This is a genomic window from Caballeronia zhejiangensis (assembly GCF_022879815.1).
Taxonomy (GTDB): Bacteria; Pseudomonadota; Gammaproteobacteria; order Burkholderiales; family Burkholderiaceae; genus Caballeronia; species Caballeronia zhejiangensis.
Window position 1 is genome coordinate 1093058 of the sequence record NZ_CP084283.1, and the last position, 25569, is coordinate 1118626.

General features: G+C 64.6%; 25 protein-coding genes. 11 read left to right on the forward strand and 14 right to left on the reverse strand.

What is annotated here, in order from left to right; all coding sequences use genetic code 11:
- The first annotated feature begins 11 nt into the window (after positions 1–11).
- From astB to LDZ23_RS05140, 3 genes are all read left to right on the forward strand, one after another.
- On the forward strand, positions 12–1352 hold the full coding sequence (astB, locus tag LDZ23_RS05130) for an N-succinylarginine dihydrolase (RefSeq protein ID WP_244807921.1): 1341 nt from the start codon (positions 12–14) through the stop codon (positions 1350–1352).
- Positions 1336–2352, forward strand: coding sequence for a succinylglutamate desuccinylase (astE, locus tag LDZ23_RS05135; protein WP_244807922.1), 1017 nt, complete (start codon positions 1336–1338; stop codon positions 2350–2352). The genes astB and astE overlap by 17 nt, the downstream gene beginning before the upstream one ends.
- Before the next feature lie 123 nt (positions 2353–2475).
- Positions 2476–3279, forward strand: a complete 804-nt coding sequence (locus tag LDZ23_RS05140) for an ABC transporter substrate-binding protein (RefSeq protein ID WP_244807923.1) — start codon at positions 2476–2478, stop codon at positions 3277–3279.
- Between the two features lie 66 nt (positions 3280–3345).
- Here LDZ23_RS05140 and LDZ23_RS05145 read toward each other — a convergent pair whose 3' ends face one another.
- Genes LDZ23_RS05145 through LDZ23_RS05160 form a run of 4 tightly spaced genes read right to left on the reverse strand, consistent with a single transcriptional unit; the run spans position 3346 to position 8156 of the window.
- On the reverse strand, positions 3346–4209 hold the full coding sequence (locus tag LDZ23_RS05145) for an efflux RND transporter periplasmic adaptor subunit (protein WP_244807924.1): 864 nt from the start codon (positions 4207–4209) through the stop codon (positions 3346–3348).
- A 41-nt stretch (positions 4210–4250) separates the two neighbouring features.
- Positions 4251–4454 carry a DUF1656 domain-containing protein gene (locus LDZ23_RS05150; protein ID WP_008350357.1) on the reverse strand — a complete coding sequence of 68 codons (204 nt, stop codon included), beginning with the start codon at positions 4452–4454 and terminating at the stop codon, positions 4251–4253.
- Complete coding sequence (locus LDZ23_RS05155) at positions 4441–6642, reverse strand: FUSC family protein (RefSeq protein WP_244807925.1); 2202 nt, start codon at positions 6640–6642, stop codon at positions 4441–4443. Before LDZ23_RS05155 ends, LDZ23_RS05150 begins: the two co-directional genes overlap by 14 nt.
- A gap of 2 nt (positions 6643–6644) precedes the next feature.
- The gene (locus LDZ23_RS05160; protein ID WP_244807926.1) at positions 6645–8156 is read right to left on the reverse strand and encodes an efflux transporter outer membrane subunit; all 1512 of its coding nucleotides are present in this window, start codon (positions 8154–8156) and stop codon (positions 6645–6647) included.
- A 167-nt stretch (positions 8157–8323) separates the two neighbouring features.
- On the opposite strand from LDZ23_RS05160, the gene LDZ23_RS05165 reads away from it, so the two are divergent.
- On the forward strand, positions 8324–9262 hold the full coding sequence (locus LDZ23_RS05165; RefSeq protein ID WP_244807927.1) for a LysR family transcriptional regulator: 939 nt from the start codon (positions 8324–8326) through the stop codon (positions 9260–9262).
- A gap of 124 nt (positions 9263–9386) precedes the next feature.
- The gene (locus LDZ23_RS05170) at positions 9387–9545 is read left to right on the forward strand and encodes a hypothetical protein (protein WP_244807928.1); all 159 of its coding nucleotides are present in this window, start codon (positions 9387–9389) and stop codon (positions 9543–9545) included.
- An 18-nt stretch (positions 9546–9563) separates the two neighbouring features.
- Here the strand turns inward: LDZ23_RS05170 and LDZ23_RS05175 are convergent, their stop codons facing one another.
- The 5 genes from LDZ23_RS05175 to wrbA form a co-directional block, all read right to left on the reverse strand.
- Positions 9564–10274: an SOS response-associated peptidase gene (locus LDZ23_RS05175; RefSeq protein ID WP_244807929.1), complete on the reverse strand. Its 711-nt coding sequence runs from the start codon at positions 10272–10274 to the stop codon at positions 9564–9566.
- Positions 10275–10302: 28 nt separating this feature from the next.
- Positions 10303–11106, reverse strand: coding sequence for a metallophosphoesterase (locus LDZ23_RS05180; RefSeq protein WP_244807930.1), 804 nt, complete (start codon positions 11104–11106; stop codon positions 10303–10305).
- Positions 11103–12557 carry an FAD-binding oxidoreductase gene (locus LDZ23_RS05185; protein ID WP_244807931.1) on the reverse strand — a complete coding sequence of 485 codons (1455 nt, stop codon included), beginning with the start codon at positions 12555–12557 and terminating at the stop codon, positions 11103–11105. The genes LDZ23_RS05180 and LDZ23_RS05185 overlap by 4 nt, the downstream gene beginning before the upstream one ends.
- A 160-nt stretch (positions 12558–12717) precedes the next feature.
- Positions 12718–13113: a DUF2069 domain-containing protein gene (locus tag LDZ23_RS05190; protein ID WP_008350344.1), complete on the reverse strand. Its 396-nt coding sequence runs from the start codon at positions 13111–13113 to the stop codon at positions 12718–12720.
- The gene (gene wrbA, locus LDZ23_RS05195; protein WP_034472067.1) at positions 13110–13730 is read right to left on the reverse strand and encodes an NAD(P)H:quinone oxidoreductase; all 621 of its coding nucleotides are present in this window, start codon (positions 13728–13730) and stop codon (positions 13110–13112) included. Before wrbA ends, LDZ23_RS05190 begins: the two co-directional genes overlap by 4 nt.
- A 94-nt stretch (positions 13731–13824) precedes the next feature.
- On the opposite strand from wrbA, the gene LDZ23_RS05200 reads away from it, so the two are divergent.
- Positions 13825–15132: a YihY family inner membrane protein gene (locus tag LDZ23_RS05200; RefSeq protein WP_244807932.1), complete on the forward strand. Its 1308-nt coding sequence runs from the start codon at positions 13825–13827 to the stop codon at positions 15130–15132.
- 18 nt (positions 15133–15150) lie between these two features.
- On the opposite strand, the gene LDZ23_RS05205 is transcribed toward LDZ23_RS05200, so the two are convergent.
- The 3 genes from LDZ23_RS05205 to LDZ23_RS05215 all read right to left on the reverse strand — a co-directional run bounded on the left by LDZ23_RS05205 (position 15151) and on the right by LDZ23_RS05215 (position 17771).
- The gene (locus tag LDZ23_RS05205) at positions 15151–15471 is read right to left on the reverse strand and encodes an Mpo1-like protein (protein WP_244807933.1); all 321 of its coding nucleotides are present in this window, start codon (positions 15469–15471) and stop codon (positions 15151–15153) included.
- Between the two features lie 123 nt (positions 15472–15594).
- Entirely contained in the window at positions 15595–16437 is an 843-nt protein-coding gene (locus tag LDZ23_RS05210; RefSeq protein WP_244807934.1) for an alpha/beta fold hydrolase, read from the reverse strand.
- Positions 16434–17771, reverse strand: coding sequence for an O-acetylhomoserine aminocarboxypropyltransferase (locus LDZ23_RS05215; RefSeq protein WP_244808108.1), 1338 nt, complete (start codon positions 17769–17771; stop codon positions 16434–16436). Before LDZ23_RS05215 ends, LDZ23_RS05210 begins: the two co-directional genes overlap by 4 nt.
- A 249-nt stretch (positions 17772–18020) precedes the next feature.
- Between LDZ23_RS05215 and LDZ23_RS05220 the strand changes: the two genes are divergently transcribed.
- The 3 genes from LDZ23_RS05220 (at position 18021) to aroC (ending at position 21756) form a co-directional block, all read left to right on the forward strand.
- The gene (locus LDZ23_RS05220) at positions 18021–18473 is read left to right on the forward strand and encodes a CBS domain-containing protein (protein WP_008350333.1); all 453 of its coding nucleotides are present in this window, start codon (positions 18021–18023) and stop codon (positions 18471–18473) included.
- A gap of 183 nt (positions 18474–18656) precedes the next feature.
- The gene (locus tag LDZ23_RS05225; RefSeq protein WP_244807935.1) at positions 18657–20597 is read left to right on the forward strand and encodes an MFS transporter; all 1941 of its coding nucleotides are present in this window, start codon (positions 18657–18659) and stop codon (positions 20595–20597) included.
- Between the two features lie 52 nt (positions 20598–20649).
- The gene (gene aroC, locus LDZ23_RS05230; protein WP_034472056.1) at positions 20650–21756 is read left to right on the forward strand and encodes a chorismate synthase; all 1107 of its coding nucleotides are present in this window, start codon (positions 20650–20652) and stop codon (positions 21754–21756) included.
- Between the two features lie 42 nt (positions 21757–21798).
- On the opposite strand, the gene LDZ23_RS05235 is transcribed toward aroC, so the two are convergent.
- A complete protein-coding gene (locus tag LDZ23_RS05235) occupies positions 21799–23472 on the reverse strand; it encodes an electron transfer flavoprotein-ubiquinone oxidoreductase (protein WP_244807936.1) in 1674 nt (557 codons plus the stop codon).
- A gap of 203 nt (positions 23473–23675) precedes the next feature.
- On the opposite strand from LDZ23_RS05235, the gene LDZ23_RS05240 reads away from it, so the two are divergent.
- On the forward strand, positions 23676–24455 hold the full coding sequence (locus tag LDZ23_RS05240; protein ID WP_008350325.1) for an SDR family oxidoreductase: 780 nt from the start codon (positions 23676–23678) through the stop codon (positions 24453–24455).
- A 17-nt stretch (positions 24456–24472) separates the two neighbouring features.
- On the forward strand, positions 24473–24910 hold the full coding sequence (locus LDZ23_RS05245; RefSeq protein ID WP_008350323.1) for an acyl-CoA thioesterase: 438 nt from the start codon (positions 24473–24475) through the stop codon (positions 24908–24910).
- A 10-nt stretch (positions 24911–24920) separates the two neighbouring features.
- On the opposite strand, the gene LDZ23_RS05250 is transcribed toward LDZ23_RS05245, so the two are convergent.
- Positions 24921–25466, reverse strand: coding sequence for a LuxR C-terminal-related transcriptional regulator (locus tag LDZ23_RS05250; protein WP_244807937.1), 546 nt, complete (start codon positions 25464–25466; stop codon positions 24921–24923).
- Positions 25467–25569 lie beyond the last annotated feature (103 nt).

The following is a 25569-nucleotide window of genomic DNA, read 5'->3' on the forward strand; positions in this document are numbered from 1 at the left end:
CGGAAATGAACATGCTTGCAACCGAAGCGAACTTCGACGGGCTCGTCGGCCCGACGCACAACTACGCGGGACTCTCGTTCGGCAACGTCGCGTCGCGCAACAACGAGAAGTCGGTGGCCAATCCGAAGGCCGCCGCGAAGCAGGGCTTGCGCAAGATGAAGCGGCTCGCCGATCTCGGCTTTCGGCAGGGCGTGTTGCCGCCGCTCGAACGCCCGTCGATCAGGCTGTTGCGCGCCGTCGGCTTTTCCGGCGACGACGCCAGCGTGATCGCCCGCGCCGCGCGTGAAGCGCCGGAACTGCTGGCGGCGGCGAGCTCCGCATCGGCGATGTGGACCGCGAATGCGGCGACCGTGAGTCCGTCCGCGGATACGAAAGACGGGCGCGTCCACTTCACGCCGGCGAATCTCGCGGCCAAGCTGCATCGCGCGATCGAGCATGGCGAAACGCGCCGCTCGCTTGGCGCGATCTTCGCCGACGAAGCGCGCTTTCGCATTCATCACGCGCTGCCCGGCACGCCCGCGCTCGGCGACGAAGGCGCGGCGAACCATACGCGTTTTGCGCGCGAGTACGGCGAGAAGGGCGTCGAGTTCTTCGTGTACGGGCGCAGCGAGTACGGCCAGGGTTCGCAGCCGCAGCGCTATCCCGCGCGTCAGACGCTCGAAGCGAGCCGCGCGGTCGCGCGCCTGCACGGTTTATCCGCCGATGCGACCGTGTTCGCGCAGCAATCGCCCGATGTGATCGATGCGGGCGTGTTCCACAACGACGTCATCGCGGTCGGCAATCGCACGACGCTCTTTTGCCATGAGCGCGCGTTCGTCGATCAGCACAAGGTCTACGACGAGCTACGCGAGAAGCTCGGCGCGCAAGGCACGCCGTTTCACGCGCTCGAAGTGCCGGACAGCGAAGTGAGCGTCGAGGATGCGGTTTCGTCGTATCTCTTCAATAGCCAGTTGTTGTCGCGCGAGGACGGCAGGCAAGTGCTCGTCGTGCCGCAGGAATGCCGCGAGAACGCGCGCGTGGCGGCGTATCTCGATTCCCTCGGCGGCCGCAAGACGCCGATCGACGAAGTGCTCGTCTTCGATCTGCGCGAAAGCATGAAGAACGGCGGCGGGCCGGCTTGTTTGCGTCTGCGCGTCGTGCTGAATGACGCCGAGCGCGCCGCGGTGAACCCGCGCGTGTGGATGAACGACGCGCTTTTCACGCAACTCGACGCGTGGATCGACAGGCATTACCGCGATCGCCTCGCGCCCGCCGATCTCGCCGATCCGAAACTGCTCGCCGAATCGCGCGGCGCGCTCGACGAACTGACGACCATCCTCGGACTCGGTGCCGTCTATGACTTTCAGCGCTGATTCGTCCTTGCTCGAAGACTTCCTCGCCTTCACGCTCAACGGCGGGCGCCCTTCCGTCGCACAGGGCGTCGCGCCTTCGGGCGTGCGCTGGACCTGGCAGGGCGAGGGCGTGTTGCTGCTGGAACCCGCGACAGAACCGACGCATAGCGTGCTCGCGTCGGCGGGCATTCACGGCGACGAAACCGCGCCGATCGAAATGCTGTGCTCGCTTGTCGCGGATATCGCGAACGGCCGCGCGCCGCTCGTCGCGCGCATGCTCGTGATCCTCGGCAACATCGACGCGATGCGTGCCGCCGACCGCTATCTCGACGACGACCTGAATCGCCTGTTCAGCAGCCGTCATGCGGATTTGCGCGACAGCCGCGAAGCACCGCGCGCCGCTGAACTGGAAGACGCCGCGTTGAAGTTCTTCGATGGCGTCACGCATCGGAAATGGCACATCGACATGCATACGGCGATTCGCGCGTCGGTGTTCGAGCAGTTCGCGTTACTGCCGCACACCGGCGCGCCGCTCGCCCGCGCGATGTTCGACTGGCTGCGCGATGCGCGTCTGCAGGCGGTGCTCCTGCATCGCGAGAAGGGCAACACGTTCACGCACTTCACTGCGCAGCACGCGGGGGCGCTCGCCTGCACGCTCGAACTCGGCAAGGTGCGCCCGTTCGGTCAGAACGATCTCGCGCGTTTTGCCGCATCGGATGCGGCGTTGCGTCGCCTGATTGCGGGCGAGGCGGCGAAGGAAAGCGCGCCGCTGCGCGTGTTCACGGTCGTCGCGCAAATCGACAAGCAGAGCGAGCAATTCGTGCTGAACGTGGCGAGCGACGTGCCCAACTTCACCGCGTTCGCCGCCGGCACCGAGCTCGCGCGCGACGGCGATTATCGTTATCGCGTGTCGCACGACGAAGAGCGCATCGTGTTTCCGAATCCGAAGGTCAAGCCGGGCCTGCGCGCCGGCTTGATGGTCGTCGATACGACCGATTCGACGCTCGCCTCTCTCGATTGACCGGCAACGGTTCATCGATTCACTTCCCGATGTTTATCCGACGCACCGCGGGTGCGCGCTACAATCGCGCCCCGGTGTCGGATCATCACACCTGTATCGAACCGCAATGGAAGGAGATGGAAGTTGAAGAAATCGCATCTGATCGGTCGCAAGCTCGCCGCGCTGGCGGTGCTGGGCGCCGCCGTCGTCACGTCGAACGCGCAAGCGGCCGATGACATGAAGCAACTGCGCTTCGGCGTCGAAGCGTCTTACGCCCCGTTCGAATCGAAGTCGCCGAGCGGCGAGCTGCAGGGCTTCGATATCGACATCGGCAACGCGGTGTGCGCGAAGCTGAAGATGAAGTGCGTGTGGGTCGAGAATTCGTTCGACGGTCTCATTCCCGCGTTGCAGGCGCGCAAGTTCGACGGCATCAACTCGGACATGACGATCACCGACAAGCGCAAGCTCGCCATCGACTTCACCGATCCGATCTACACGATCCCGAATCAGCTGATCGCGAAGAAGGGCAGCGCGATTCAGCCCACGGTCGACGGTTTGAAGGGCAAACGCGTCGGCGTGCTGCAGGGCTCGATCCAGGAAACCTACGCGAAGGCGAAGTGGGCGACGGCGGGCATCGATGTCGAGTCGTATCAGGCGCAGGACCAGATTTATGCCGATCTGGCGTCGGGCCGTCTCGATGCGGCGTTCCAGGATGCCGAAGCGGCGTCGAAGGGCTTTCTGAAGCAGCCGCAGGGCGCGGGCTTCGCGTTCGCTGGCCCGGCCGTGGCGGATGACAAGCTGCTGGGTTCGGGCGTCGGCTTCGGTGTGCGCAAGAACGACAAGGCGCTCAAAGATGCGCTCAATCGCGCGCTGAAGGAGCTGAAGGACGACGGGACGATCGATCGCTTCGCGCAGAAGTATTTCGATGTGAAGGTGGTGTTGAAGTAAGGCTTCGGTTTGCCGGATGTGACAAGCCCGCTTCGGGAGTGGTCCCGGGAGCGGGCTTTTTTTAGGTCACATCGACGGCGTGACGATCACCGTCGCCGTCGTCCCCGCACTCAGCAGCACCCCATCCGGCACTTCATCGATATGCACGCGCACCGGCACGCGCTGCGCGAGCCGCACCCAGTTGAACGTCGGGTTCACGTCGGCGAGCAGCTCGCGGCTTTGCGGATTGTCGCGATCATAGATGCCGCGCGAAATGCTCTCGACGTGCCCCTTCAGCTCGCCGCCGCTCATCAGGCGAATCGATGCCTTGTCGCCGACACGCACATGCGGCAGCTTCGTTTCCTCGAAGTATCCATAGACCCAGAATGAATGACTGTCGACGATCGCGAGCTTGGCGGCGCCCGCCGTCGCGTAGTCGCCGCGAAACACGTTCAGGTTGGTGACGTAGCCGTCGACCGGCGAGAACACTTTGGTGCGTTCGAGATTGAGCTTCGCGGCATCGAGCGCGGCCTGCGCCTGCTGCAACTGCGCTTCGGCGGTCGATGCGGTCTGCATCGCGTTTTCGCGCGCTTCCTTCGATACGACGAGGCTGTCCATGTCGGCGCGGCGCGCGGCGTCCGCACGGCGCATGCGCAATTCGGCCGCGCGCGCGGTGACGTTCGCCTGCGCCTGCTCGACCGCGATCCGGTAATGCGACGGATCGATCTCCATCAGCAGATCGCCCTTCTTCACGAACTGATTGTCACGAACCGGCAACTGCACGACCGCGCCCGACACGTCCGGCGCCACGTTGACGACATCCGCGCGCACGCGGCCATCGCGCGTCCACGGCTCGTCCATGTAATGCACCCACAGCACGCGCCCGATGACGAGCGCGACCGCGAAAATGGCGATCGTCAAAACCAGCCCGATGATTTTCCTGAGAATCATGATGCGAACTCTTTTTCAGCTTGTATGAAGGTGATGTCGATTCAGCGATACGCGATGAGCCCGAGCGTCCCGCAAATGCAGACGAGCAGACTCGCGCGAAACAGCGCCGGATGCCAGACCACGCGATAAAGGCCCGTCAGCGCGAGCGCGCGGTCGACGACCCATGTGATCATCGCGCCGGCGATGAAGAGCAGCAGGATCGTCGGCACATAGGCTTCGAGGATCGCGACGTTACGCGGGAACATGGTCCGCTCCTTCTGGCGTGTGTTTCCGAACCGGCGCACCGTGCACGAAGGGCGCGAACGGCGATTCGTGATCGAGCAGCGCGGTCCGGACAAAATGAAGATGACTGGCGATGCGCTGCAGCCGATGCTTTTCCTCGCGCGGCAGATCGAACCGCGCGAGCACATTCCGCGTATCGTCGATCGCGCGTTCGGTCGCGGCGAGCGTGGCGTCGAAGCGCTGCGCATTCGGGCGATCGAAAAGGCGCGCGATGGCGTCGAGCGTCGCGTCGATCGAGCGGCGCCACGGCATCGACGCCGCGTACTGCGGCGCGTTCGACAGCCCTGCGATCTCGCGTCGCAGATCGATCACCGCGTTGCCGAATTCGAGCACGGCGAAGAGCCATTGCAACGCATCGCGCTGCAAGTCGGGACGTCCGGTCGCGAGCGCGTTGATTTGCGCGAGCAGATCGCGCGTGCGGCTTTCGAAGTGCGTCGTGAGACGCGTGAGACGTCCATGGCGCGCGCTCACGACTTCGCGCCGCAGATCGCCGAGCAGGAGACGCCGCAGCCACGGCGCATCGGTCGGCAGCAGGACGGCGAAGGCGACCGCCGCGACGATCATCGACAGCACGAGCGCGAGGGCATCGTTCATATAGCCGGTCGGATCGTAGTGCACGAGATTGTCCGGCCCCGCGAGAAAGCAGAAGAAGATGCAATAGCCGATGCCCACGCCGGCGAGCGCGCGCCGCGTGCTCAGATACGCGCCGAGCAAAAGCGCGGGCGCGAGCGCGGCGCACATCATCGCGAAGCCCTCGATATGCGGAAACACGCCGAACACGACGATCATCCCGGCGACGGCCGCGAGCATCGTGCCGAGCGCCATTTGCGCGGACATGAGCGTCGGACGCGGCGACGACGACGCGAGCGCGCACACGGCCGCCGCGTTGAGCACCATCGTGCCGCCGCTCGGCCACGCCGTCGCGATCCAGAACGCGGACAGGACGAACATCACGATCGCGCCGCGCAGGCCCGAAATCGCCGCGGCGAGCAGGTTCGTCTTCGGCACGTAGCGCGCGATCCAGCGCTCGCGTTCGTGCGACGGCGAGCTCAGCGACGCATACGTTTCGGCATAGGCGAGCATGTCGTCGACGAAGCGATACAGCAGTTCCGTCGCGGTATCGAACTCCAGTTGCGCGAAGTCCGGATCCGCTTCGAGCGCGGCACGCGTCGCGCGCACGCGCCGGGGCAATGCGGCCTTGTAGTCGCGCAGTTGCGCGGCGGCGTGCGCGGCATCGGCGGCATTCTTCACCGGTTCGCCCGATACCGAGAAGAGCGGCGGCACTTCGCGAAAGAACGGCTCCAGCGCGGCGATCGTCGTCGCCGATGCGTTCTCGCGCAGCCGGTTCATCAACTGATGCAGCGCGTGAAAGCGCGTCGACGCGCTCATGAACTCGCTGTTGAGACGTGCGAGCCGCCCGCCGCGCATCCGCGATTCGGGATTCTCGAACACGGCGACGCTGCGCGCGGCCTCGAAGCCGACGATATCCGACACGAACGCGAGATTGGTTCGCTCGATCTGCGCGCGTTCCATGTTGCCCGACAGCGCGCGGCACACGTAATCGACGAACTGCGCGAAGCGGCGGCGCACCGTCGTGCGAACCTGCTCGCCCGCGTGCTGCGGAAAGACGAGCGCGCTCACCGCGCCGGAACACACGATGCCGAGCGTCACTTCGCCGACGCGCGTGAGCGCCGACAGATACGCGGCCTCCGGATGCTGCGCCGCCGGAATGCCGATCAGCGCGGCCGTGTAACCGGCGAGCACGAAGCCGTACGAGCGGAAGTTGCGATTGCGCGCCGCGCCCGCCGTGCAGACGCCGACCCACAGCGCCGTCGCCGAGAGGAACAGCACCGGCTGCTGAGAGAACAGGCTGATGAAGATCATCATCACGACGAGACCGACCATCGTTCCGCAGAAACGATAGAAGCTCTTTGCGAGCACCATGCCGCTTTGAGGCTGCATCACGACGAACACGGTGGTCATCGCGGTGCGCGGCTGCGCCATGTCGAGGCGCATCGCGATCCACAGCGACAGCAGCGCCGCGAGCACCGCCTTGAAGATGTAGATCCACGCGAGGCCGTCGGTGCGCGCCCAGTCGAGCACGACCTCCTTGAGCGGCTGTCGTCCGATGAGAGAAGCGGGCGTCGACATGCTCAATCCCGTGCCTTGCTGGACGGCCCGATATGCTTCGACGGCGCGAGCGCGGTCTGCTGCGGCCCGTTCGACGGATCGTCGATGCCGCCGCCGAGCGCCGACGTCAACGTCGCGTAGGACGCGAGGCGTTGCGCGCGCACGCGCGCCTCGCCGTCCTGCGCCTTGAGCAATTGCGTCTGCGCGATCAGCACGTTCAGATAATCGGTGAGGCCGCGCTTGTAGCCTTCGTTCGCGAGAACGTAGTTCTTGCGCGCGGCGGCGACGGAGCGGCCCGACGCTTCGAGCTGCGTATCGAGCGAATGCACGCGCACGACCTGATCGGCGATGTCCTTGAGCGCGGCGACGAGCGTCGCGTTGTAATGATCGACGGCCTGATCGTATTGCGCCGATGCCGCGCCGAGCTGCGCGCGCAGGCGTCCGCCTTCGAAGATCGGCAGCGAGATCGCGGGGCCGAAGCTGTAGCCCGATGCGTCGCGCGTCAGGAACGAGAGCAGCGCGCCGCCCGCGAACGCCTGCGTCAGCGACGCAGCGAGATTGATGTTCGGATAGAACCCGGCCTTCGCGACATCGATGCCACGCGCTTGCGCGGCCACCATCCAGCGCGCCGCGACGATATCCGGCCGATGTCCGACGAGTTCCGCCGGCAGCGCGGAGGGCAGGGGGAGCGGCGTGGCGAGCGACAGGTCGGGACGCGTGAGCGCTTCGCCCGCGCCGGGGCCGTCGCCGGCGAGCGCCGCCAACTGGTTGCGCGCCAGTTGGATCTCTTCCTTGTAGACATCGACCTGACGTTCGTACTCGGGCAAGGGCGCTTCGGCCTGGCTGACTTCGAGCTGCGTGCCGAGCCCGCCTTTCAAACGTCGCCGCGCGAGATCCGCGATGCGCTCCTGCTGCGCGAGCGTCTGCTCCGCGATATCGAGCAGCGCGAACGACTGCGAAAAGCCGATATACGCGCGCACGACGTTCGTTTCTAGTTCGAGTTGCGCGGCGCGGGCATCGGCGGCCCGAACGTGTGCGACGTCCAGTGCGCGCTCGGCGTTGTTGTCGTCGCGATGCCAGAGATCGAGGTTGTACGACAGCGACAGGCCCGCGGTGTTGTCCCAGGTGGTCGTGTCGGCGTACGTGCCCGGGCCGTAGAAATCGTTGTTGGGCCAGTTCTTGCGAGCGATGCTCATCGAGCCGTCGACGTGCGGCAGCAACTCGGAGTGCGCGACGCCCGCCTGTTGCTGCGCTTCGCGCACGCGCGCCGCGGCCATCGCGAGCGTGGGGCTGCCGGCGGTCGCGCGTGCGATCCACGCGTCGAGTTGCGGGTCGCGATAGGCGCGCCACCATTGCTCGGCGGGCCATTGGGCGTCTGCGTTGGCGGCGCGAATGGCGCTGCCGGCATCGAGCGTCGCCGCGTCCGTGAGGGAATCCTGCGGCGCGATTTTGCCCGTGCTTGCGCATCCACCGATTGTTAATAGTGCTGCAAGAACGGCCGCGCCTGCAGCGCTTCTGGACAGTCGTCCCCGCACGATTCACTCCTAAAATGAATTAGATGCCGAGAAGCGATTATATTTTTGCGCAGATTGTCGAATAACCCGTAAGGATGCAAAGCATTTTTACGAGGGATGTGATAATCGTTGTTGTTACGCGTGTAACAATCCGAGTCACGAACGATTTTTAAGACGGAATTAGCGGCATGGACACGCTTCAGAACATGCGCGTATTTGTGCGGGTCGTGGAAGCGGGCAGCTTCACCGCGGCCGCGCAGCATCTGAATACGACGACGGCTTACGCATCGCGCGCCGTATCCGACCTCGAGGCGCACTTGCGCGCGCGCTTGCTGAACCGGACGACGCGGCGCATCGCGCTCACCGAAGCGGGCGAGCGCTATCTGCAACGCTGCGAGCAAATCCTCGCCTATGTCGATCAGGCGGAAGCCGAGGCCGGCGATGCGCACGCGCGTCCGTCCGGCAAGCTCAAGGTCCATTCGATGACGAGCTTCGGCCAGCACTACGTCGTGCCGATGATTTCGCGCTATCAGCAGCGGCATCCTTCGGTGCAGGTCGATCTGACGCTCGCGCAGCGCGTGCCCGATCTGCTCGACGAAGGCTACGACGTGTCGATCGTGCTCGCTTCCGATCTGCCGGATTCGGGTCTGGTGTCGGCGCGTCTCGGCTCGGTGTACAGCATCGCGTGCGCGTCGCCGGCGTACATCGAGAAGAACGGCGCGCCGCACGTGCTCTCCGATCTCGTGCGCCATACCTGCCTGCATCTGATGACGCCGGTGTTTCCGGCCGACCGCTGGGTTTTCGACGGCCCGAACGGTCAGGAGACGGTGAGTCTCGGGCCGTCCTCGTTCACGGTCAACGTCGCCGAGGCGATGGTCGCCGCGATCCGCGAAAGCATGGGCATTGGCGTGCTGCCGACGTCGTCCGCGCTGCCGGGCTTGCGCGCGGGCACGCTCGTGCGCGTGCTGCCGCAATACACGATGCAGGAGTTGAACGTGTACGCGCTCTATCCGTCGCGGCAGTATCTCGATGCCAAGATCCGCACGTGGGTCGAGTTCCTGCGCGAGGCGCTGCCCGACACGCTCGCGGCCGACGCGGAATCGCTCAAGGAATTCGTCGTCGCCTGAACACGGATGAAGCTGCGTTCAGTTACGAAAAAAGCCGCGGCGCAACACTTGCTTACTCACGATTTGTCCGCAGCTTGATACTTTCTGCACTGGTTCTCACGCATCTTTGACCGGGATAAGTCACATGAGTACGCCTCTTTTGCTCGCACTCGCCGCGCTTCTCGTCCTGATCGCCGTTCCGGCGTCGCGCGATCTGTTCAACGCCATGCGCGCGCAGTCGGAGCGCGAGGCGAAGCGGCGCCTGGTGCCGATCCGTATCGACGACGATCGGCCGCGGCGCTAAACGAACTTCACACAGCCTTCACAGCGAGGCTTCGAGCGGCTCGATGAGTCGCGGCTCATCATTGGTCGCGCGATTCACATCGGCCGATACGCGGTGCCAGACGAAGTGCGACGCCGGCACGCCGTCCGACTTGACGAGCGCCGCGAGATCGTCGGGCGACGCGTCCGGATCGAGCCAGCGGCGCGCGTTTGCCGCCGCGAACACGAGCGGACGCCGGTCATGCACGTCGACGAGTCCTTCGTCCGCCGCCGCCGTCACGATGACGAAGCCCGCGCCGGGCGCGGCAGCGTCGTCGTCGCGCATGATGCTCGTCAGCGCGGCGAGGTACATCGGCTCGCCGTCCGCGCGCTGAATGAAGTAGGGCTGCTTGAAAGGCTTCGCGGCGGGGTCTCCCGGGCGTGGCTCGATACGCCATTCGAACCAGCCATCGGCCGGCACGAGAATGCGCGCCTTCTTCCATAAATGCTTGAAATACGCGCTCGTCGCCGCCGTCTCGACGCGCGCGTTGATGGTCTGCGGCAGCTTCTTCTGAATCGCCCACGGCGGGCAATAGCCCCAATGCACCGCGCGGATGGTTTCGTCGGGATAGACGGCGAGCGGATGCGTGCCGGGCGACAGGTTATAGCCGGGACGCCTGTCGGCGGCATCGACCAGCACGAACGGATTTCTCAGATGCAGACGCTGCGCGTAATGCATCGGCAGTCGGTACTGGCTGATTCGGCCGCACATGGCGTTCCTCCGCAAAGTCCGCGACGTTTCAAATTTCGACGACCTTGTCCCACGCGAAATCCGGATTCTCCCACCGTTGCTCGCGGCGGCTGAAGTAGCCGCGCGGATTGCACACGACGCGCGTGCCGTCCACTTCGTAATCGAACGACGTATGCGTGTGGCCGTGAATCCACAACGACGCGGGCGCGCGCGCGAGCGACGGCAGATGATTCACGAAGCCCGCGGACACGAGATCTTCCGCGTAACGCGGCGCGAGGCTCTGGCGCATCGGCGCGTGGTGCGTGACGACGATCGTTTGCCCTGCGAACGGCTTCGCGAGTTCGCTCTCGAGCCATGCGCGCGACTGTTCGTGCAGCGCGAGGGAATCGTCCGGTGCGAATTCGCGCGGTTCGCCGTCCGGCTCGGGCCACGCGAGTTGAATGAGGCCCTTATAGTCGAGCATCACTTTCGTGCACGCGGCCTTGGCGTTTTCGATTTGCGCATCGCCGGAGCCGAACAGCGCGAAGTCGGTCCACAGCGTCGTGCCAAGCACGCGCCACGCGCCGCGCCGATCCACCAGCGACGCGTTGTTCAGATAGTGCACGTTGTCGACGCTGCGCGCGGCGTCCTGCATTGCCGCTTCCATCGCGCCGAACTCGGCGTCGTAGTATTCGTGATTGCCGGGCACGTAGACGACGGGCACGTCGGAATCGAAATTTTCCGCGGCCCAGCGCAAACCTTCGGCGTGGTTGTGAATGTCGCCAGCCAGCACGACGAGATCGGCCTGTGCATACGGAATCGCCAGCGGCTCGTCGCATTCGAGATGCAGGTCGGACAGCACGCGAATCTTCATGCGATGTTCTCCTTGGCGAGCGTCGCGTTCCAGCGCACGACCTTGCCGGGATTCATCAGGTTGTCCGGATCGAGCGCGGCCTTGATCGTCTGCATGAGACGGACTTCGACCGGCGACTTGTAGTGCATCGCTTCATCCACCTTCAACTGGCCGATGCCGTGCTCCGCGCTGATGCTGCCGCGGTGCCGGTGCACCTGGTCATACACGAGCGCGTTGATCGGCGTCTGGAATTCGCCGAGGAAGCGCTTTGGGTCGACGCCTTCGGGCGCCTGCACGTTGTAGTGCAGGTTGCCGTCGCCGAGATGGCCGAACGTCACCATGCGCACGCCGGGCACTGTCTTCGCGATGATCGCATCGGTTTCCTCGATGAACCGCCCGATGCTCGAAATGGGCACGGCGATGTCATGTTTGATGTTCAGACCTTCCTCGGCCTGCGCGAGCGGAATATGCTCGCGCAGATCCCAGAAAGCCTGCGACTGCGCGAGGTTTTCCGCGACGACGGCATCTTCCACGATGCCCTTCTCGAGCGCTTCTTCCATCAGCCGCTCGAAGAGGGCGCGGGCGTGCTCGTCGCTTTCGCTGTCGGAAAGTTCGAGCAGCACGGTTTGCGCGTGCGGTTCGCCGAACGGATAGCGCAGTTGCGGGAAATGCTTGCCGACGAGGCGCATCGAGAAATCGGACATCAGCTCGAAGCCGGTCAGAAGCGCGCCCGCGTGATGCTGCGCCAGCGAGAGAAAGTCGAGCGCGGCATGCGGCGAAGCGAGCCCGGCCAGCGCCGTGACCTTCGCGACCGGCGCGGGATGCAGCTTCATGACCGCCGCCGTGATGATGCCTAGCGTGCCTTCCGCCCCGATGAAGAGATCGCGCAGATCGTAGCCGGTGTTGTCCTTGCGCAGCCCGCGAAGGCCGTCCCAGATTTCGCCCTGCGGCGTCACGACTTCGAGGCCGAGACACAGCTCGCGCGTGTTGCCATAGCGCAGCACGCCGGTGCCGCCCGCGTTCGTCGAGAGATTGCCGCCGATGGTGCAGCTGCCTTCGGCGGCGAGACTCAACGGGAACAGCCGTTGCGCTTCTTCGGCGCGCGCCTGGATTTCGGCGAGCACGACGCCCGCTTCGACAGTGATCGTGTTGTTATGCGGATCGACGCCGCGCACGCGATTGAGCCGCTTCAGGCTGATGACGGCTTGCGCCCCGCTCGAATCTGGCGTTGCGCCGCCTGCGAGACCGGTGTTGCCGCCCTGCGGCACGATCGCGACGCGATGCTCGCGAGCGAGCCGGACCACGGCCGCGACCTGCGCGGTATCGGCGGGCAGCAGCACGGCGCACGCAGTGCCGCGATAGCGCTTGCGCCAGTCGACGAGGTACGGCTCGGTATCGAAGGCGTCGGTCAGGACATGCGATGCACCGAGAGCGTCGGCGCACGCGGCGATGAAAGCTTGAGTGGCGGTCATGGGCAGATGGGCAAAGGATCCGGTAGAGCGTAGTGCACAGTATCGCGCAGGCGAGCGGCGCGCGACCCTCGTCCGAATGGCATAGGCACGCGCGCACGGTGAGGTTTCATGCTACAAAGCATCACGTCCGGGCAGAACGCGGGCGAAAAAAGCGAACGTTTCAGATTTTTTCCGCACGAGCGTTCAACCGGGCCGCGCGTTTGAAGGGCGCGACGTACGCGAGCGCGCAGACGAAGAACGCGAGGGCGAGCGCTGCTTCCAGCCAGGCGAGCGACGCGGGGAGGCGCGCATCGGTCATGCCGCGCACGATGCCTTCGGCGAAATACAGCAGCACGAGCATCGACGCCCATTGCAGCGTGTAGAGATTTTTGCGCGCGACGCCCGGCAGCGCGCACGCGAGCGGCAGCGCCTTCAGCGCGAGCGCCCATGCGCCCGGACGCAGCGGCGCGAGCCAGAGCTCCCAGACGAGCGCGAGCACGACGAGCGCCACGAGGCTCGCAAGCGCGCCCGATGCGAGCGCGCCGTTGGGACGTGCTGTGGAGATCGGCGTGGTCATGCGGAACGGGCGCCGCGCACGAGATTGAGCGCGGTGCGTGCGAGCCGTGCGCCGAGCGCGATTGCGAGCGCCTTCTCGTCGGCGGAAATGCCGTGCCGCTGATTTTCGTCGCCGCCCGCGCGGGCGTGATGAGACGCGCCGTAGGGCGTGCCGCCGCTTTGCGTCGTGGTGAGCCGCGATTCGGTGTACGGGATGCCGACGATCATCATGCCGTGGTGCAGCAGCGGCAGCATCATCGAAAGAAGCGTGCTTTCCTGGCCGCCGTGCAGGCTGCCGGTGGACGTGAACACGCTGGCAGGCTTGCCCGAAAGCGCGCCGGACAGCCATTGCGGCGTGGTGCCGTCGAGGAAGTACTTGAGCGGCGCGGCCATGTTGCCGAAGCGCGTAGGCGAGCCGAGCGCGAGGCCGGCGCATTCTTCGAGATCGCGCAATTCGGCGTAGGGCGGTCCGTCGGCGGGAATGTCGGGCTGGGTCGCTTCGCAGACCGTGGAAACCGGCGGCACGGTTCGCACACGCGCCTGCATGCCGGCCACGCTATCGACGCCCTGGGCGATTGCGAGTGCGAGCTCGCGCGTCGCGCCGTGGCGGCTGTAGTAAAGCACGAGGATGTCGTTCATAAGGCTTTTTTAGTGAACGGCTATTATAGGTATTGGGTGATTTTCGTGGCGAGAAGCGGCTTTGCACGCGGGGCGCCATGACGGGAGAACGCGTTTGCAGCACGTTTTTATCGATCTCGCGGCGGTCAGGCGTCTCGCCAGTTTTGTCGCGCGGCGCATCGGCGAAGACCGCGTCGCGCAAGTGGCGGGCAGCCTCACGTTCACGAGCGTGTTGTCGCTCGTGCCACTCGCCACGGTCGCGTTCGCGCTCTTCACCGCGTTCCCGATCTTTGGCTCCTTCCAGGCGTCGCTTCAGGACTTCCTCGCGGTGCACCTGATGCCGCCGCAGATCAACGATCAGATCTTCAAGTATCTGAACCAGTTCGCGTCGAAGGCGAAGGGGCTGACGACCGTCGGCATGATCATTCTGTTCGTGACCTCCGTCATGACGATGATGACGGTCGAGTCCGCGTTCAACGTGATCTGGCGCGTGAAGAAGGCGCGCCCGATCGCGCAGCGCGTGCTCGTCTACTGGTCGATCATCACGCTCGGGCCGATTCTCTTCGGCTGCAGCCTGTCGATCTCCTCGTACGTGTTCGCGCATTCGGTCGCGTTCGCGGGCTCGCACAACCTGATGCCGCCGATTGTCGAATGGGCGCTCACAGGCGTCTCGCTGCCGCTGACGGCGCTCGCCTTCACGTTCATCTACGTCTATATGCCGAACTGCAAGGTCGAATGGCGCGATGCGATCGTCGGCGGGCTGATCGCGGCCGTCGCGTTCGAACTCGGCAAGCGCGGCTTCGGCTATTACGTACGGCGCATTCCGACCTACACCGCCGTCTACGGCGCGTTCGCGGCGCTGCCGGTCTTTCTGCTGTGGGTGTATCTGTGCTGGATGTTCGCGCTCATCGGCGCGATGGTCACATCCGCGCTGCCTGCGATTCGCACGGGGCAATATCATCGGCGCGATTTTCCGGGCAGCGATCTGCTCGATGCACTCGAGATCCTCGCGCGGCTCGTCGATGCGCGGGACGAGGGCAAGCCCGGCTACACGTCCTTGCAGCTTTCGACCCTGGCGCGCTGCGATCTCGATACGTCGACGAGGCTGATCGCGCGGCTCGACGCGCTCGGCTGGATCGGCAGGCTGGAGGATTCGCGCATGCCGCGTTATGTGCTGATCGCCAATCCGAATCAGATCACGGTGACGATGCTCTTCGAGCAGTTCGTGATCGATCGCGCGGAACTCGAATATCAACTGAAGCTGGATGCGGCGCAGGTCGACTGCGGCGCGTTGATGAACGCGCTGGATAACGAGAAGCTGGAAATCACGCTCGGCTCGCTGATCGCGGCACGCGCGTCTGCGCTGACGAGCGCGCGTCTGCGCGAGGTGCCGCGCTCGTCGATGCCGGAGCAGCCGGCCTGAGCCTTCGTTCGACGCATATCAAAGCGAGATTCTGCCGACGCAGATGTCCTTGAACATCACCCAGTCGCCCATCAGGCTGTAGATCGGGTGGCGAAACGTCGCGGGGCGGTTCTTCTCGAAAAAGAAATGGCCGATCCACGCGAAGCCGTAACCGCAGACGACGGCCGCGGGCAGCCAGAGCCAGTCGCCGGTTGCGATCGCCATCGCGAGGCAGCCGATCACGCCCAGCGATCCGATGAAGTGCAGCCTGCGCGACACCGGGTTGCGATGCTCTTCGAGGTAATAGGGATAAAACTCGGCGAAATTCGCGAAATGTTCACCATGTGCGGTGTGCGCCATGACGGCCTCCCTGATGATGCGTGCCGGTGTCTGAAGATTAGCCAGCAAGAATCATTCTGCGACTGCCAGTCGCGCCATGCAAGCAGCCACGGCGGGCTTGCGCGGCCCGCCGCACGCGCGTTTTCAGGCCGACGGCGCTTTCGCGCTGGCGCACGCGAGCGCGAAAGCGAACAGCGCATCGAGCGTCGCGTCGGGCTGCTCGGTCATGATCGCGTGGCCCGCATCGAGTTCCACGGTCTTCAAGGACGCGCCGGCTTTCCTGAAGGCATCGACGAGCGGACGGGCAGCGCGCGGCGGCGTCATCAGGTCGCGCTTGCCGCTCACGATGCACACCGGGCAACGCACGGCGGCCGCGCGTTCGAGCGCGTCGGCGTAGGTGTTGCAGGCGCTGAAATCGGTGTGAAAAAGCAGCGCTTCGCCGCGCAGGCTCACGCGTTCCATGAGCCGCTGATTCACGCCTTGCAGCCAGAAGCCCGGCGCGGGACTCGACGGCTTCGCGGCGATCGTCGAATGCGACCATTGGTTGACCATCGCGATGGCTTCGGGCTCGTGCTCGCGTGCGGCGTCGAGCAGCGTATCGGAGACGGCCATCGGCGCGGCCGTCGCGAGCAGGGCGAGACCCGCCGCGCGGTCGGGATAGCGGCCAGCGGCATCGAGTGCGATCAGCGAGCCCATGCTGTGGCCGACGAAGAGCGCTTGCTGCACGCCGGCCGCGTCGAGCACGGCGATGACCCAGTCGGCGAACTCGCCGATGGTCGAAAGCGCGGGACCGGCGCTTCTTCCGTGACTCGGCAGATCGAGCGCCAGCACGCCGAAACCGTGATGCGCGAAATAGCGCGTCTGCAAGGCCCAGACGCTGTGATCGTGTTCCGCGCCGTGAATGAACACGACGGCGGGGCGCGTCGCGTCGAGAGGCTTGCCGCCGGTGTAGGCATAGGCCGCGCGGCCGTGGACGTCGAGGATCATGCGCGGCTCCCGAGCAGCGCGGCGGCGCTCGCGTCCGGAGCGCTTTCTGCCGCTTTCTGCGCGGCTTTCAGCGCGCGCTTGAGATCGTCGATGAGATCGTCGGGATCTTCCAGTCCGATCGACAGACGGATGCGCCCCGGCCCGATGCCCGCAGCTTCGAGCGCGGCGGCATCCATGCGGAAGTGCGTCGTCGATGCTGGATGAATCACGAGCGAGCGCGCATCGCCGACGTTCGCGAGATGTGAAAACAGCGTGAGCGTTTCGATGAACTTGCGCGCCGCCGGCACGCCGCCCTTCAGATCGAAGCTGAAGACCGCGCCGGCGCCGCGCGGCAAGAGACGTCCGGCGAGCGCGTGATCGCGATGCGTCGGCAGTTCGGGATAGGCCACGCCTTCCACTGCCGGCGAACTCAGCAGGAACTCGATCACCTTGCGCGTGTTCGCGACATGCCGATCCATGCGTAGCGGCAAGGTTTCGATGCCTTGCAGCAGTTGCCACGCCGCCTGCGGATGCAGACACGCGCCGAAATCGCGCAAGCCTTCGCGCCGCGCGCGCAACAGGAACGGCGCGACGGTGCTCTCTTCGGCGAACACCATGCCGTGTAAGCCGTCGTAAGGCTCGGTGAACTCGGGGAAGCGTCCGCTCGCGGTGAAATCGAACGTGCCGCCGTCGACGAGCACGCCGCCGATCGTCGTCCCATGTCCGCCGAGAAACTTGGTCGCGGAGTGATAGACGAGATCCGCGCCGTGCTCGAACGGACGCAGCAGATACGGCGTCGTGAACGTGGAATCGACGAGCAGCGGCACGGCGTGCTCGTGCGCGATTTCCGCGACGCCCGCAATGTCGAGCACGTCGAGCCCCGGATTGCCGAGCGTTTCGCCGAAGAAAAGCCGCGTGTTCGGCCGTGCCGCCGCGCGCCATGCATCGAGATCGTGCGGCTTCACGAATGTCGTCTCGATGCCGAAGCGCCGCAGCGTGTAATGCAGCAGATTGTGCGAGCCGCCGTAGAGCGCGCTGGACGCGACGATGTGCGAGCCCGCGCCCATCAGCGTCGCGATCGTGAGATGCAGCGCGGCCTGGCCGCTCGCCGTGCCGATGGCGCCGACGCCGCCTTCGAGCGCCGCGACGCGCTCCTCGAACACCGCGACGGTCGGATTCGAGATGCGCGAGTACACGTGCCCCGAGCGCTCCATGTTGAAGAGCGCGGCGGCGTGATCGCTGTCGCGAAAGGTGAACGACGTCGTCTGATAAATCGGCGTCGCGCGCGCGCCGGTGACGGGATCGGGCGCGGCGCCCGCGTGCAGCGCGAGCGTGTCGAAACGGTTGGCTGGCATCATAGGCGGCCGGCGCGCGAGACGGCCGGCGTGCGGCGAAAATGAGGGTCAATCATCCTAACATCGGATGCGCGCGCCCAAACCTAGGGCGAACGCGCGGCCTTCGATCGCGCAAAGCCTTGTCCGTTCGGCCAATGCGGGCGAACCGTCGTCCCGTTCGCTTTCCTTTTGCGGGCCTTTCCGATAGCATCGGCCTATGGTTTCATCATCGTTCGGCCAATCGAACAGGCATTTCGCTAGGAGACAGTCATGCGAGTCAGCGACATTCTGAAAGTTAAGGGCAACACGCTGTTCACCGTGACACCGGACACGCCGCTCTCCGACGCAATCGACACGATGGCCGCGCACGATATCGGCTCGCTCGTCGTCATGGAGTACGGCGATCTGGTCGGCATGCTGACTTTCCGCGAAATCATCCTGACGTTGCACAACAATGGCGGCTCGGTCGGCGCGACGACCATCCGCAAGGTCATGGACGACCATCCGCTCACCTGCACGCCCGAAACGGACGTAAACGAAGTGCGCCGCATGATGCTCGAACATCACGTGCGCTATCTGCCGGTCATGGAAAAGCGTCAGTTGATGGGCGTCATCTCGTTTTATGACGTCGCCAAGGCGGTCGTCGAAGAGCAGGGCTTCGAAAATCGCATGCTGAAGGCGTATATCCGCGACTGGCCGGAGCAGCAGGAAGAAGCACGCTGAGCATGTCGATGTCGCGAGGCGTCGCGCTTCGCGTGCATCGGACCCACCGAAGCGCGCCCTCATGGCGCGCTTTTTTACGTCTGGCCCAAGTGGGAGGGTTAGCATTTCGCCCGGTTTCCCTTCCATTCGGATTCGACCGCGGACATTGCGCGATCAACGCCGAACTCAACTATTGCGCAAGACATGAGTGACAAACCGCTGCGCGCCTCGCCGCGCGCTTCCCGACGTTCCCAAGCCGAAGGCGACGGCCAGTTTCGCCTGTTGCGCGAGCGCCGTTTCGCGCCGTTCTTCTGGACGCAGTTCCTCGGCGCAATGAACGACAACGTCTTCAAGGTCGGCTTCACGTCGCTCGTGACGTTTCAGGCCGCGCGCTTCTCCGGCGTCGATCCGAAGACCGCCGCGTTTCTCATTTCCGCGATTTTCATCGTGCCGTTCTTGCTGTTCTCCGCGACGTCCGGCCAGATCGCCGACAAGTACGACAAGGCCGTGCTCGCGCGGCTCGTGAAGAGCTTCGAGATCGTCGTGATGCTGATCGGCGGCGCGGGTTTTCTGCTGCACAGCGCGCCGCTGCTTTACGTGTGCACGTTTTTGATGGGCGTGCATTCGACCGTCTTCGGCCCCGTGAAATACGCGTATCTGCCGCAGCATCTCGATTCGCATGAACTCGTCGGCGGCAACGGACTCGTCGAGATGGGCACCTTCGTCGCGATCCTGATCGGCACGATCATCGGCGGGGCGGCGGCGGGCGCGTCGGAACACGGCGCGATGCTCCTCGCGATCGCGTGCATCGCGTTCGCTGTCATCGGGCGCGTAGCGTCGGCGTTCGTGCCGAAGTCGGATGCATCGCAGCCGGACTTGCGCATCAACTGGAATCCGGTCTCGGAGACATGGCGCAATCTGAAGCTCGCGAAGCAGGACCGCACGGTGTTTCTGAGCCTGCTCGGCATTTCGTGGCTGTGGTTCGTCGGCGCAACCTTTCTCACATCGTTCTTCAATTTCGCGAAGGACGTGCTTTCCGCCGATCCCGACGTCGTGACCATCCTTCTCGCGACGTTTTCCATCGGCATCGGCACGGGATCGCTACTGTGCGAGCGGCTTTCGAAGCGGCGCGTCGAGATCGGGCTCGTGCCGCTCGGCTCGATCGGCATCAGCGTGTTCGCGATCGATTTGTTCTTCGCGAGCCATCGCATCGCGCCGGCCGGGCATCTGCTCAACGTCGGCGAATTCCTGATGACGCTGCCGCACTGGCGCATTCTCGCGGACCTCTTTCTGCTCGCCATGTTCGGCGGCTTCTACAGCGTGCCGCTCTACGCGCTGATCCAGGCGCGCAGTCAGCCGACTCATCGCGCGCGCATCATCGCGGCGAACAACATCCTCAATTCGTTTTTCATGATCGTGTCGGCGCTGATGGCGCTCGCGCTTACGTCGTTGGGCGTCGGCATTCCGGGACTCTTTCTGACGACCGCGCTGCTCAACGTCGTCGTCGCGGTCTATATTTATTCGCTGGTGCCGGAGTTCTTGCTGCGCTTCATCGCGTGGATTCTGGTGCACACGTTCTATCGGATCCGTCTCGTCGACGCCGAGCGCATCCCGGCGCATGGCGCGGCCGTGCTCGTGTGCAATCACGTGAGCTTCGTCGATGCGGTCGTCATCATGGCCGAAAGTCCGCGGCCGATTCGCTTCGTGATGGATCACCGCATCTTTCGCACGCCGTTCGTCGGCTGGATGTTCCGGCATGTGAAGGCGATTCCGATCGCGCCCGCACACGAAGACGCCGACATGCTCGAACGCGCGTACGCCGCCTGCGCGCGGGCTTTGGATGACGGCGATCTCGTCTGCATCTTTCCCGAAGGCAAGCTGACGCGCACGGGGGATATCAATCCCTTCCGGCACGGCATCTCGGAGATTCTGCGGCGCCATCCGGCGCCCGTCGTGCCGATGGCGCTGCGCGGTCTGTGGGGCAGCGTGTTCTCGCGCCACGAAGATGCGCAATGGCCGCGTCCGATCCAGCGTGGGGCGATGACGCGGCTGACGCTCGCGGTCGGCGAACCGATCGCGCCAGAGGACGCGACGCCCGCGCATCTGCAGGAAGCCGTGTCGGTCTTGCGCGGCGCGCGGCGGTAGACGGCGCTGGCATAATAGCGGTTTCCCCGACACTTTTTTCAGGTCGACGCTCATGTCCGGCAATACCCTTGGCACGCTCTTCACCGTCACGAATTTCGGCGAGTCGCACGGTCCGGCGATCGGCTGCGTGATCGATGGTTGCCCGCCGGGCATGGCGCTCAGCGAAGCCGATATTCAGATCGAACTCGACCGGCGCCGCCCCGGCACGTCGCGTCACGTCACGCAGCGGCAGGAAGCGGATCAGGTCGAGATTCTTTCCGGCGTGTTCGAGGGCGTGACGACCGGCACGCCGATCGCGCTCCTGATCCGCAATACCGATCAGCGCAGCAAGGACTACGGCAACATCGCGCAGACCTTCCGTCCTGGTCACGCGGACTACACCTATTGGCAGAAGTACGGCGTGCGCGACTATCGCGGCGGTGGCCGGTCATCGGCGCGTCTGACCGCGCCGACCGTCGCCGCCGGCGCGGTTGCGAAGAAGTGGTTGCGTGAGAAGTTCGGTCTCGAAACGCACGGCCGCATGAGCGCGCTCGGGGAAATCGACATTCCGTTCGTCGACTGGCGCCACGTGCCCGAGAATCCGTTTTTCTCGGCGAACGAAGCAATCGTGCCGCAGCTCGAGGAATACATGGACAACCTGCGTCGCGACGGCGATTCGGTCGGTGCGCGCATCGAAGTCGTCGCGACGGGCGTGCCGGTCGGTCTCGGCGAGCCGCTTTACGATCGCCTGGACGCCGATATCGCCCACGCGATGATGGGCCTGAACGCCGTGAAGGCCGTCGAGATCGGCGCGGGCTTCGCGAGCGTCGCGCAACGCGGCTCGCAGCACGGCGACGAAATGACCCCCGAAGGCTTCGCGACGAACAATGCGGGCGGCATCCTCGGCGGCATTTCGAGCGGGCAGGACATCACGGTGTCGATCGCCATCAAGCCGACGTCGAGCATCCGCACGCCGCGTCAGTCGATCGACAAGGACGGCGCCAGTGCGACGGTCGAGACCTTCGGCCGTCACGATCCGTGCGTCGGCATCCGCGCGACGCCGATCGCCGAAGCGCTGCTCGCGCTGGTGCTGATGGATCACGCGCTGCGGCATCGTGCGCAATGCGGCGATGTGGTCGTCGGAACGCCGAAGATCGCGGCTCAAGCGCCGTCGAAATAAAAGAAAAGGGCGCCGATTTGGCGCCCTTTGTCGTTTCAGACCTCACATGTTCGGATAGTTCGGCCCGCCGCCGCCTTCCGGCGTAACCCAGACGATGTTCTGCGTCGGATCCTTGATGTCGCAGGTCTTGCAATGCACGCAGTTCTGCGCGTTGATCTGCAGGCGCTCGTTGCCGTCGTCCGATTTGACGAACTCGTACACGGCGGCGGGGCAGTAGCGGCTTTCAGGACCGGCATACGTGCGCAGGTTCACGTTGACCGGCACGCTCGGATCCTTGAGCGTCAGATGCGGGGGCTGATTCTCTTCGTGGTTCGTGTTCGAGATGAACACCGACGAGAGACGGTCGAACGTGAGCTCGCCGTCCGGCTTCGGATAGACGATCGGCTTGCATTGCGACGCCGGCTTCAGCATCTCGTGATCCCAGTGCTGATGATGCAGCGTCCACGGCACGTTGCCGCCCATCACCTTTTGCTCCAGACCGACCATGAACGTGCCGAGGTACAGACCCTTGCTCATCCACTGCTTGAAGTTGCGCGCGCGGTAGAGTTCGGTCTTGAGCCACGAACTGTCGAACGCTTCGGGATAGGCCGTGAGTTCGTCGTTCTGGCGGCCCGCCTGAACGGCTTCGAACGCGGCTTCGGCGGCCATCTTGCCGGACTTGATCGCCGCGTGGCTGCCCTTGATGCGCGATACGTTGAGGAAACCCGCGTCGTCGCCGGCAAGCGCGCCGCCCGGGAACGCGAGCTTCGGCAGCGACATCAGGCCGCCGGCGGTGATCGCGCGCGCGCCGTAGGAAATGCGCTTGCCGCCTTCGAGGAACGCGCGGATCGACGGATGCGTTTTGTAGCGCTGGAATTCCTCGAATGGCGACAGATACGGATTCGAATACCCGAGCCCGACGACGAAGCCGACCACCACCTGATTGTTGTCCATGTGGTAGAGGAACGAACCGCCGTAGGTGTCGGGTTCCAGCGGCCAGCCGGCCGTGTGGATCACGAGACCGGGCTTGTGCTTGACCGGGTCGATTTCCCACAATTCCTTGATGCCGATGCCGTACACCTGCGGATCGGCATTCTTGTTGAGCTTGAATTTCTCGATGAGCTGACGGCCCAGATGCCCGCGCGCGCCTTCGCAGAAAAGCGTGTATTTCGCGTGCAGTTCCATGCCGAGCTGAAAATTCTCCGTCGGCTCGCCGTCCTTGCCGACACCCATGTTGCCGGTGACGACGCCGCGCACCGAACCGTCGTCCGCATACAAGACTTCGGCGGCCGGGAAGCCCGGGAAGATCTCGACGCCCACCGCCTCGGCCTGCTGGCCGAGCCAGCGCGTGACATTGGCGAGCGATATGACGTAATTGCCGTGATTCTTGAAATTGTCGGGGAGAAGCCAGTTCGGCACCTGCTTCGCGTCGTTTTGCGACAGGAACAGGAACCGGTCTTCGGTCACTTCGACGTCGAGCGGCGCGCCTTTTTCCTTCCAGTCGGGAATGAGCTCGGACAGGCCGCGCGGATCCATGACCGCGCCGGACAGGATGTGCGCGCCGATTTCGGAGCCTTTCTCCAGGACGCACACGCCGATTTCGACGCCTTTTTCTTCCGCCAGTTGCTTCAACCGGATGGCCGCCGACAAACCGGCTGGTCCGCCGCCGACGATCACGACGTCGTATTCCATCGATTCGCGGGGACCGTATTGCTCGCTGAGGCTCGCCGGGGTCATCAATGCTCCTATGTGCCGTTAGAATGCCCTTTCGGGATCGCGTATTTTCAGGGAAGGTGAAGCGGGCCGCAACCAAAGCTCGCTAATTTAGCACGATCGTACTATTATTCACGACACCCGCGCTATCGGTGTTGACGCTTATTGCCCGCATCGGCGCGCCGCGTGCCTGCCCGGGCTGAGCCAACCATAAAAAGGGAAGCACAATGGGCCGTTCGATCAACCTGGAAGGCAAGGTCGCGCTGATTACCGGCGCGTCCAGCGGTTTGGGCAAGCGTTTCGCGCAAGTGCTGTCGCAGGCGGGCGCCAAAGTGGTGCTCGCCAGCCGGCGCACGGAGCGCCTGAAGGAGCTGCGCGCCGAAATCGAGGCGTCGGGCGGCGCCGCGCACGTCGTTTCGCTCGACGTCACCGATTACCAGAGCATCAAAGCGGCGATCGCGCATGCGGAGACCGAAGCGGGTACCATCGACATCCTCGTGAATAACTCGGGCGTGTCGACCACGCAAAAGCTGACGGAGGTCACGCCCGCGGACTACGAATTCGTGTTCGGCACGAACGTGCGCGGCGCGTTTTTCGTCGCGCAAGAGGTCGCCAAGCGCATGATCATGCGCGGCAACAGCAACAGCGCGGCCAAGCCGGCCTATCGCATCATCAACGTGGCGTCGGTGGCAGGCTTGCGGGTGTTTCCGCAGATCGGCCTCTACTCGATGAGCAAGGCCGCCGTCGTGCAGATGACAAAGGCGATGGCGCTCGAATGGGGCCGACACGGCATCAACGTCAACGCGATCTGCCCGGGTTATATCGATACCGAGATCAACCACCACCACTGGAAGACCGAGCAGGGGCAAAAGCTCATTTCGTTGCTGCCGCGCCGCCGCGTGGGCTCGCCAAACGATCTCGACGGTCTTTTGCTGCTGCTCGCCGCCGACGAATCGCAGTTCATGAACGGCTCGGTCATCTCGGCGGACGACGGTTTTTCGCTTTGAACTTTTTAGCGCACGCAATGACCACGCATAACGATTTCCACACCGTCTTCGAACTTTCCATGCCGATCCGCTGGGGCGACATGGACGCCTTCGGGCATGTCAATAACACCGTCTATTTCCGCTACATGGAGCAGGTGCGTATCTCGTGGTTCGAAGAGATCGGTCTCGTCGGCGGCAATGGCGACGGGCAAGGGCCGGTGATCGTAAACGCGTCGATGGAGTTTCTGAAGCAGCTTCAGTATCCCGGCGACGTGATCGGGCGCATGTCCGTCGGCAAGCCGGGGCGCAGCAGTCTCGATACGCGCTTCGAGCTGTATCGCGCCGATGAACCCGCCGCACTGTATGCGCGCGGCGCAGCGAAAATCGTCTGGATCGACTACGCGGCGGGCAAGTCCGTGCCGCTGCCGGACATGTTGCGGCAGATCATCGAGACCGCCGCGCCCGTCGCGCCGTAAAGCGCGCAGGTCAGGTGCCGAGCAGCCGTTGCAGCAGTTCGGTCGCATTGCCCGTGTCGTACTTTCTCATGAGCCGCGCGCGGTAGATATCAACCGTCCGAGGGCTGATATCGAGCACGCGGCCGATCTGCTTGCTCGTCTTGCCCGTCACGAGCTGCGCGGCGATCTCGCGCTCGCGCGGCGTCAATTCGATCGCGACCCGCCGCGTCGCGCTCAAGTCCTCGAATGTCCAGACGCCCGCCGCGTGAGGCGCGGTCCGGTCGAGCGCGCGGCCGGTGACGTGACACCAGAACAGTTCGCCGTTCTTGCGCTTCATGATGCGGTCGTCGCTGTACGTGCCTTCCTTGCTGATATGCGCGGCGATGCGCTCGCCGATGCGCGCGAACTCGTCCGGCGAGGGATACAGCACCTCGAACGACTTGCCGATGAGCGCCTCGCGCATGGAACCGAAGATCGCGCAAAGCTGCTCGTTGCAGTCTTCGATCGTGCGCTCGCGCGAAAGCACGAGCCCGACGGGCGCAAGTTGAAACGCGGTTTGATAATCCAGTGCACGCATGTGAGATCGGGCGCGCGGCGCCTTGCGTATCGCGGCGAAAAGCGCCGGGAACCAACGCGCGCGGGCAAAGACTTATGTATTTTTGCGTATTGTGCCGGATCAT

What these genes read in the sequence shown, in the direction of transcription:
- LDZ23_RS05240 (WP_008350325.1), top strand. Translation starts at nt 23,676, where the DNA reads ATGGGCCGTTCGATCAACCTGGAAGGCAAGGTCGCGCTGATTACCGGC.
- LDZ23_RS05165 (WP_244807927.1), top strand. Translation starts at nt 8,324, where the DNA reads ATGGACACGCTTCAGAACATGCGCGTATTTGTGCGGGTCGTGGAAGCG.
- LDZ23_RS05175 (WP_244807929.1), bottom strand. Translation starts at nt 10,274, where the DNA reads ATGTGCGGCCGAATCAGCCAGTACCGACTGCCGATGCATTACGCGCAG.
- LDZ23_RS05150 (WP_008350357.1), bottom strand. Translation starts at nt 4,454, where the DNA reads ATGTTCCCGCGTAACGTCGCGATCCTCGAAGCCTATGTGCCGACGATC.
- LDZ23_RS05155 (WP_244807925.1), bottom strand. Translation starts at nt 6,642, where the DNA reads ATGTCGACGCCCGCTTCTCTCATCGGACGACAGCCGCTCAAGGAGGTC.
- LDZ23_RS05245 (WP_008350323.1), top strand. Translation starts at nt 24,473, where the DNA reads ATGACCACGCATAACGATTTCCACACCGTCTTCGAACTTTCCATGCCG.
- LDZ23_RS05220 (WP_008350333.1), top strand. Translation starts at nt 18,021, where the DNA reads ATGCGAGTCAGCGACATTCTGAAAGTTAAGGGCAACACGCTGTTCACC.
- LDZ23_RS05235 (WP_244807936.1), bottom strand. Translation starts at nt 23,472, where the DNA reads ATGACCCCGGCGAGCCTCAGCGAGCAATACGGTCCCCGCGAATCGATG.
- astE (WP_244807922.1), top strand. Translation starts at nt 1,336, where the DNA reads ATGACTTTCAGCGCTGATTCGTCCTTGCTCGAAGACTTCCTCGCCTTC.
- LDZ23_RS05205 (WP_244807933.1), bottom strand. Translation starts at nt 15,471, where the DNA reads ATGGCGCACACCGCACATGGTGAACATTTCGCGAATTTCGCCGAGTTT.
- LDZ23_RS05180 (WP_244807930.1), bottom strand. Translation starts at nt 11,106, where the DNA reads ATGAAGATTCGCGTGCTGTCCGACCTGCATCTCGAATGCGACGAGCCG.
- LDZ23_RS05215 (WP_244808108.1), bottom strand. Translation starts at nt 17,771, where the DNA reads ATGCCAGCCAACCGTTTCGACACGCTCGCGCTGCACGCGGGCGCCGCG.
- astB (WP_244807921.1), top strand. Translation starts at nt 12, where the DNA reads ATGCTTGCAACCGAAGCGAACTTCGACGGGCTCGTCGGCCCGACGCAC.
- LDZ23_RS05170 (WP_244807928.1), top strand. Translation starts at nt 9,387, where the DNA reads ATGAGTACGCCTCTTTTGCTCGCACTCGCCGCGCTTCTCGTCCTGATC.
- LDZ23_RS05225 (WP_244807935.1), top strand. Translation starts at nt 18,657, where the DNA reads ATGAGTGACAAACCGCTGCGCGCCTCGCCGCGCGCTTCCCGACGTTCC.
- aroC (WP_034472056.1), top strand. Translation starts at nt 20,650, where the DNA reads ATGTCCGGCAATACCCTTGGCACGCTCTTCACCGTCACGAATTTCGGC.
- LDZ23_RS05250 (WP_244807937.1), bottom strand. Translation starts at nt 25,466, where the DNA reads ATGCGTGCACTGGATTATCAAACCGCGTTTCAACTTGCGCCCGTCGGG.
- LDZ23_RS05145 (WP_244807924.1), bottom strand. Translation starts at nt 4,209, where the DNA reads ATGATTCTCAGGAAAATCATCGGGCTGGTTTTGACGATCGCCATTTTC.
- LDZ23_RS05185 (WP_244807931.1), bottom strand. Translation starts at nt 12,557, where the DNA reads ATGACCGCCACTCAAGCTTTCATCGCCGCGTGCGCCGACGCTCTCGGT.
- wrbA (WP_034472067.1), bottom strand. Translation starts at nt 13,730, where the DNA reads ATGAACGACATCCTCGTGCTTTACTACAGCCGCCACGGCGCGACGCGC.
- LDZ23_RS05190 (WP_008350344.1), bottom strand. Translation starts at nt 13,113, where the DNA reads ATGACCACGCCGATCTCCACAGCACGTCCCAACGGCGCGCTCGCATCG.
- LDZ23_RS05210 (WP_244807934.1), bottom strand. Translation starts at nt 16,437, where the DNA reads ATGATCCTCGACGTCCACGGCCGCGCGGCCTATGCCTACACCGGCGGC.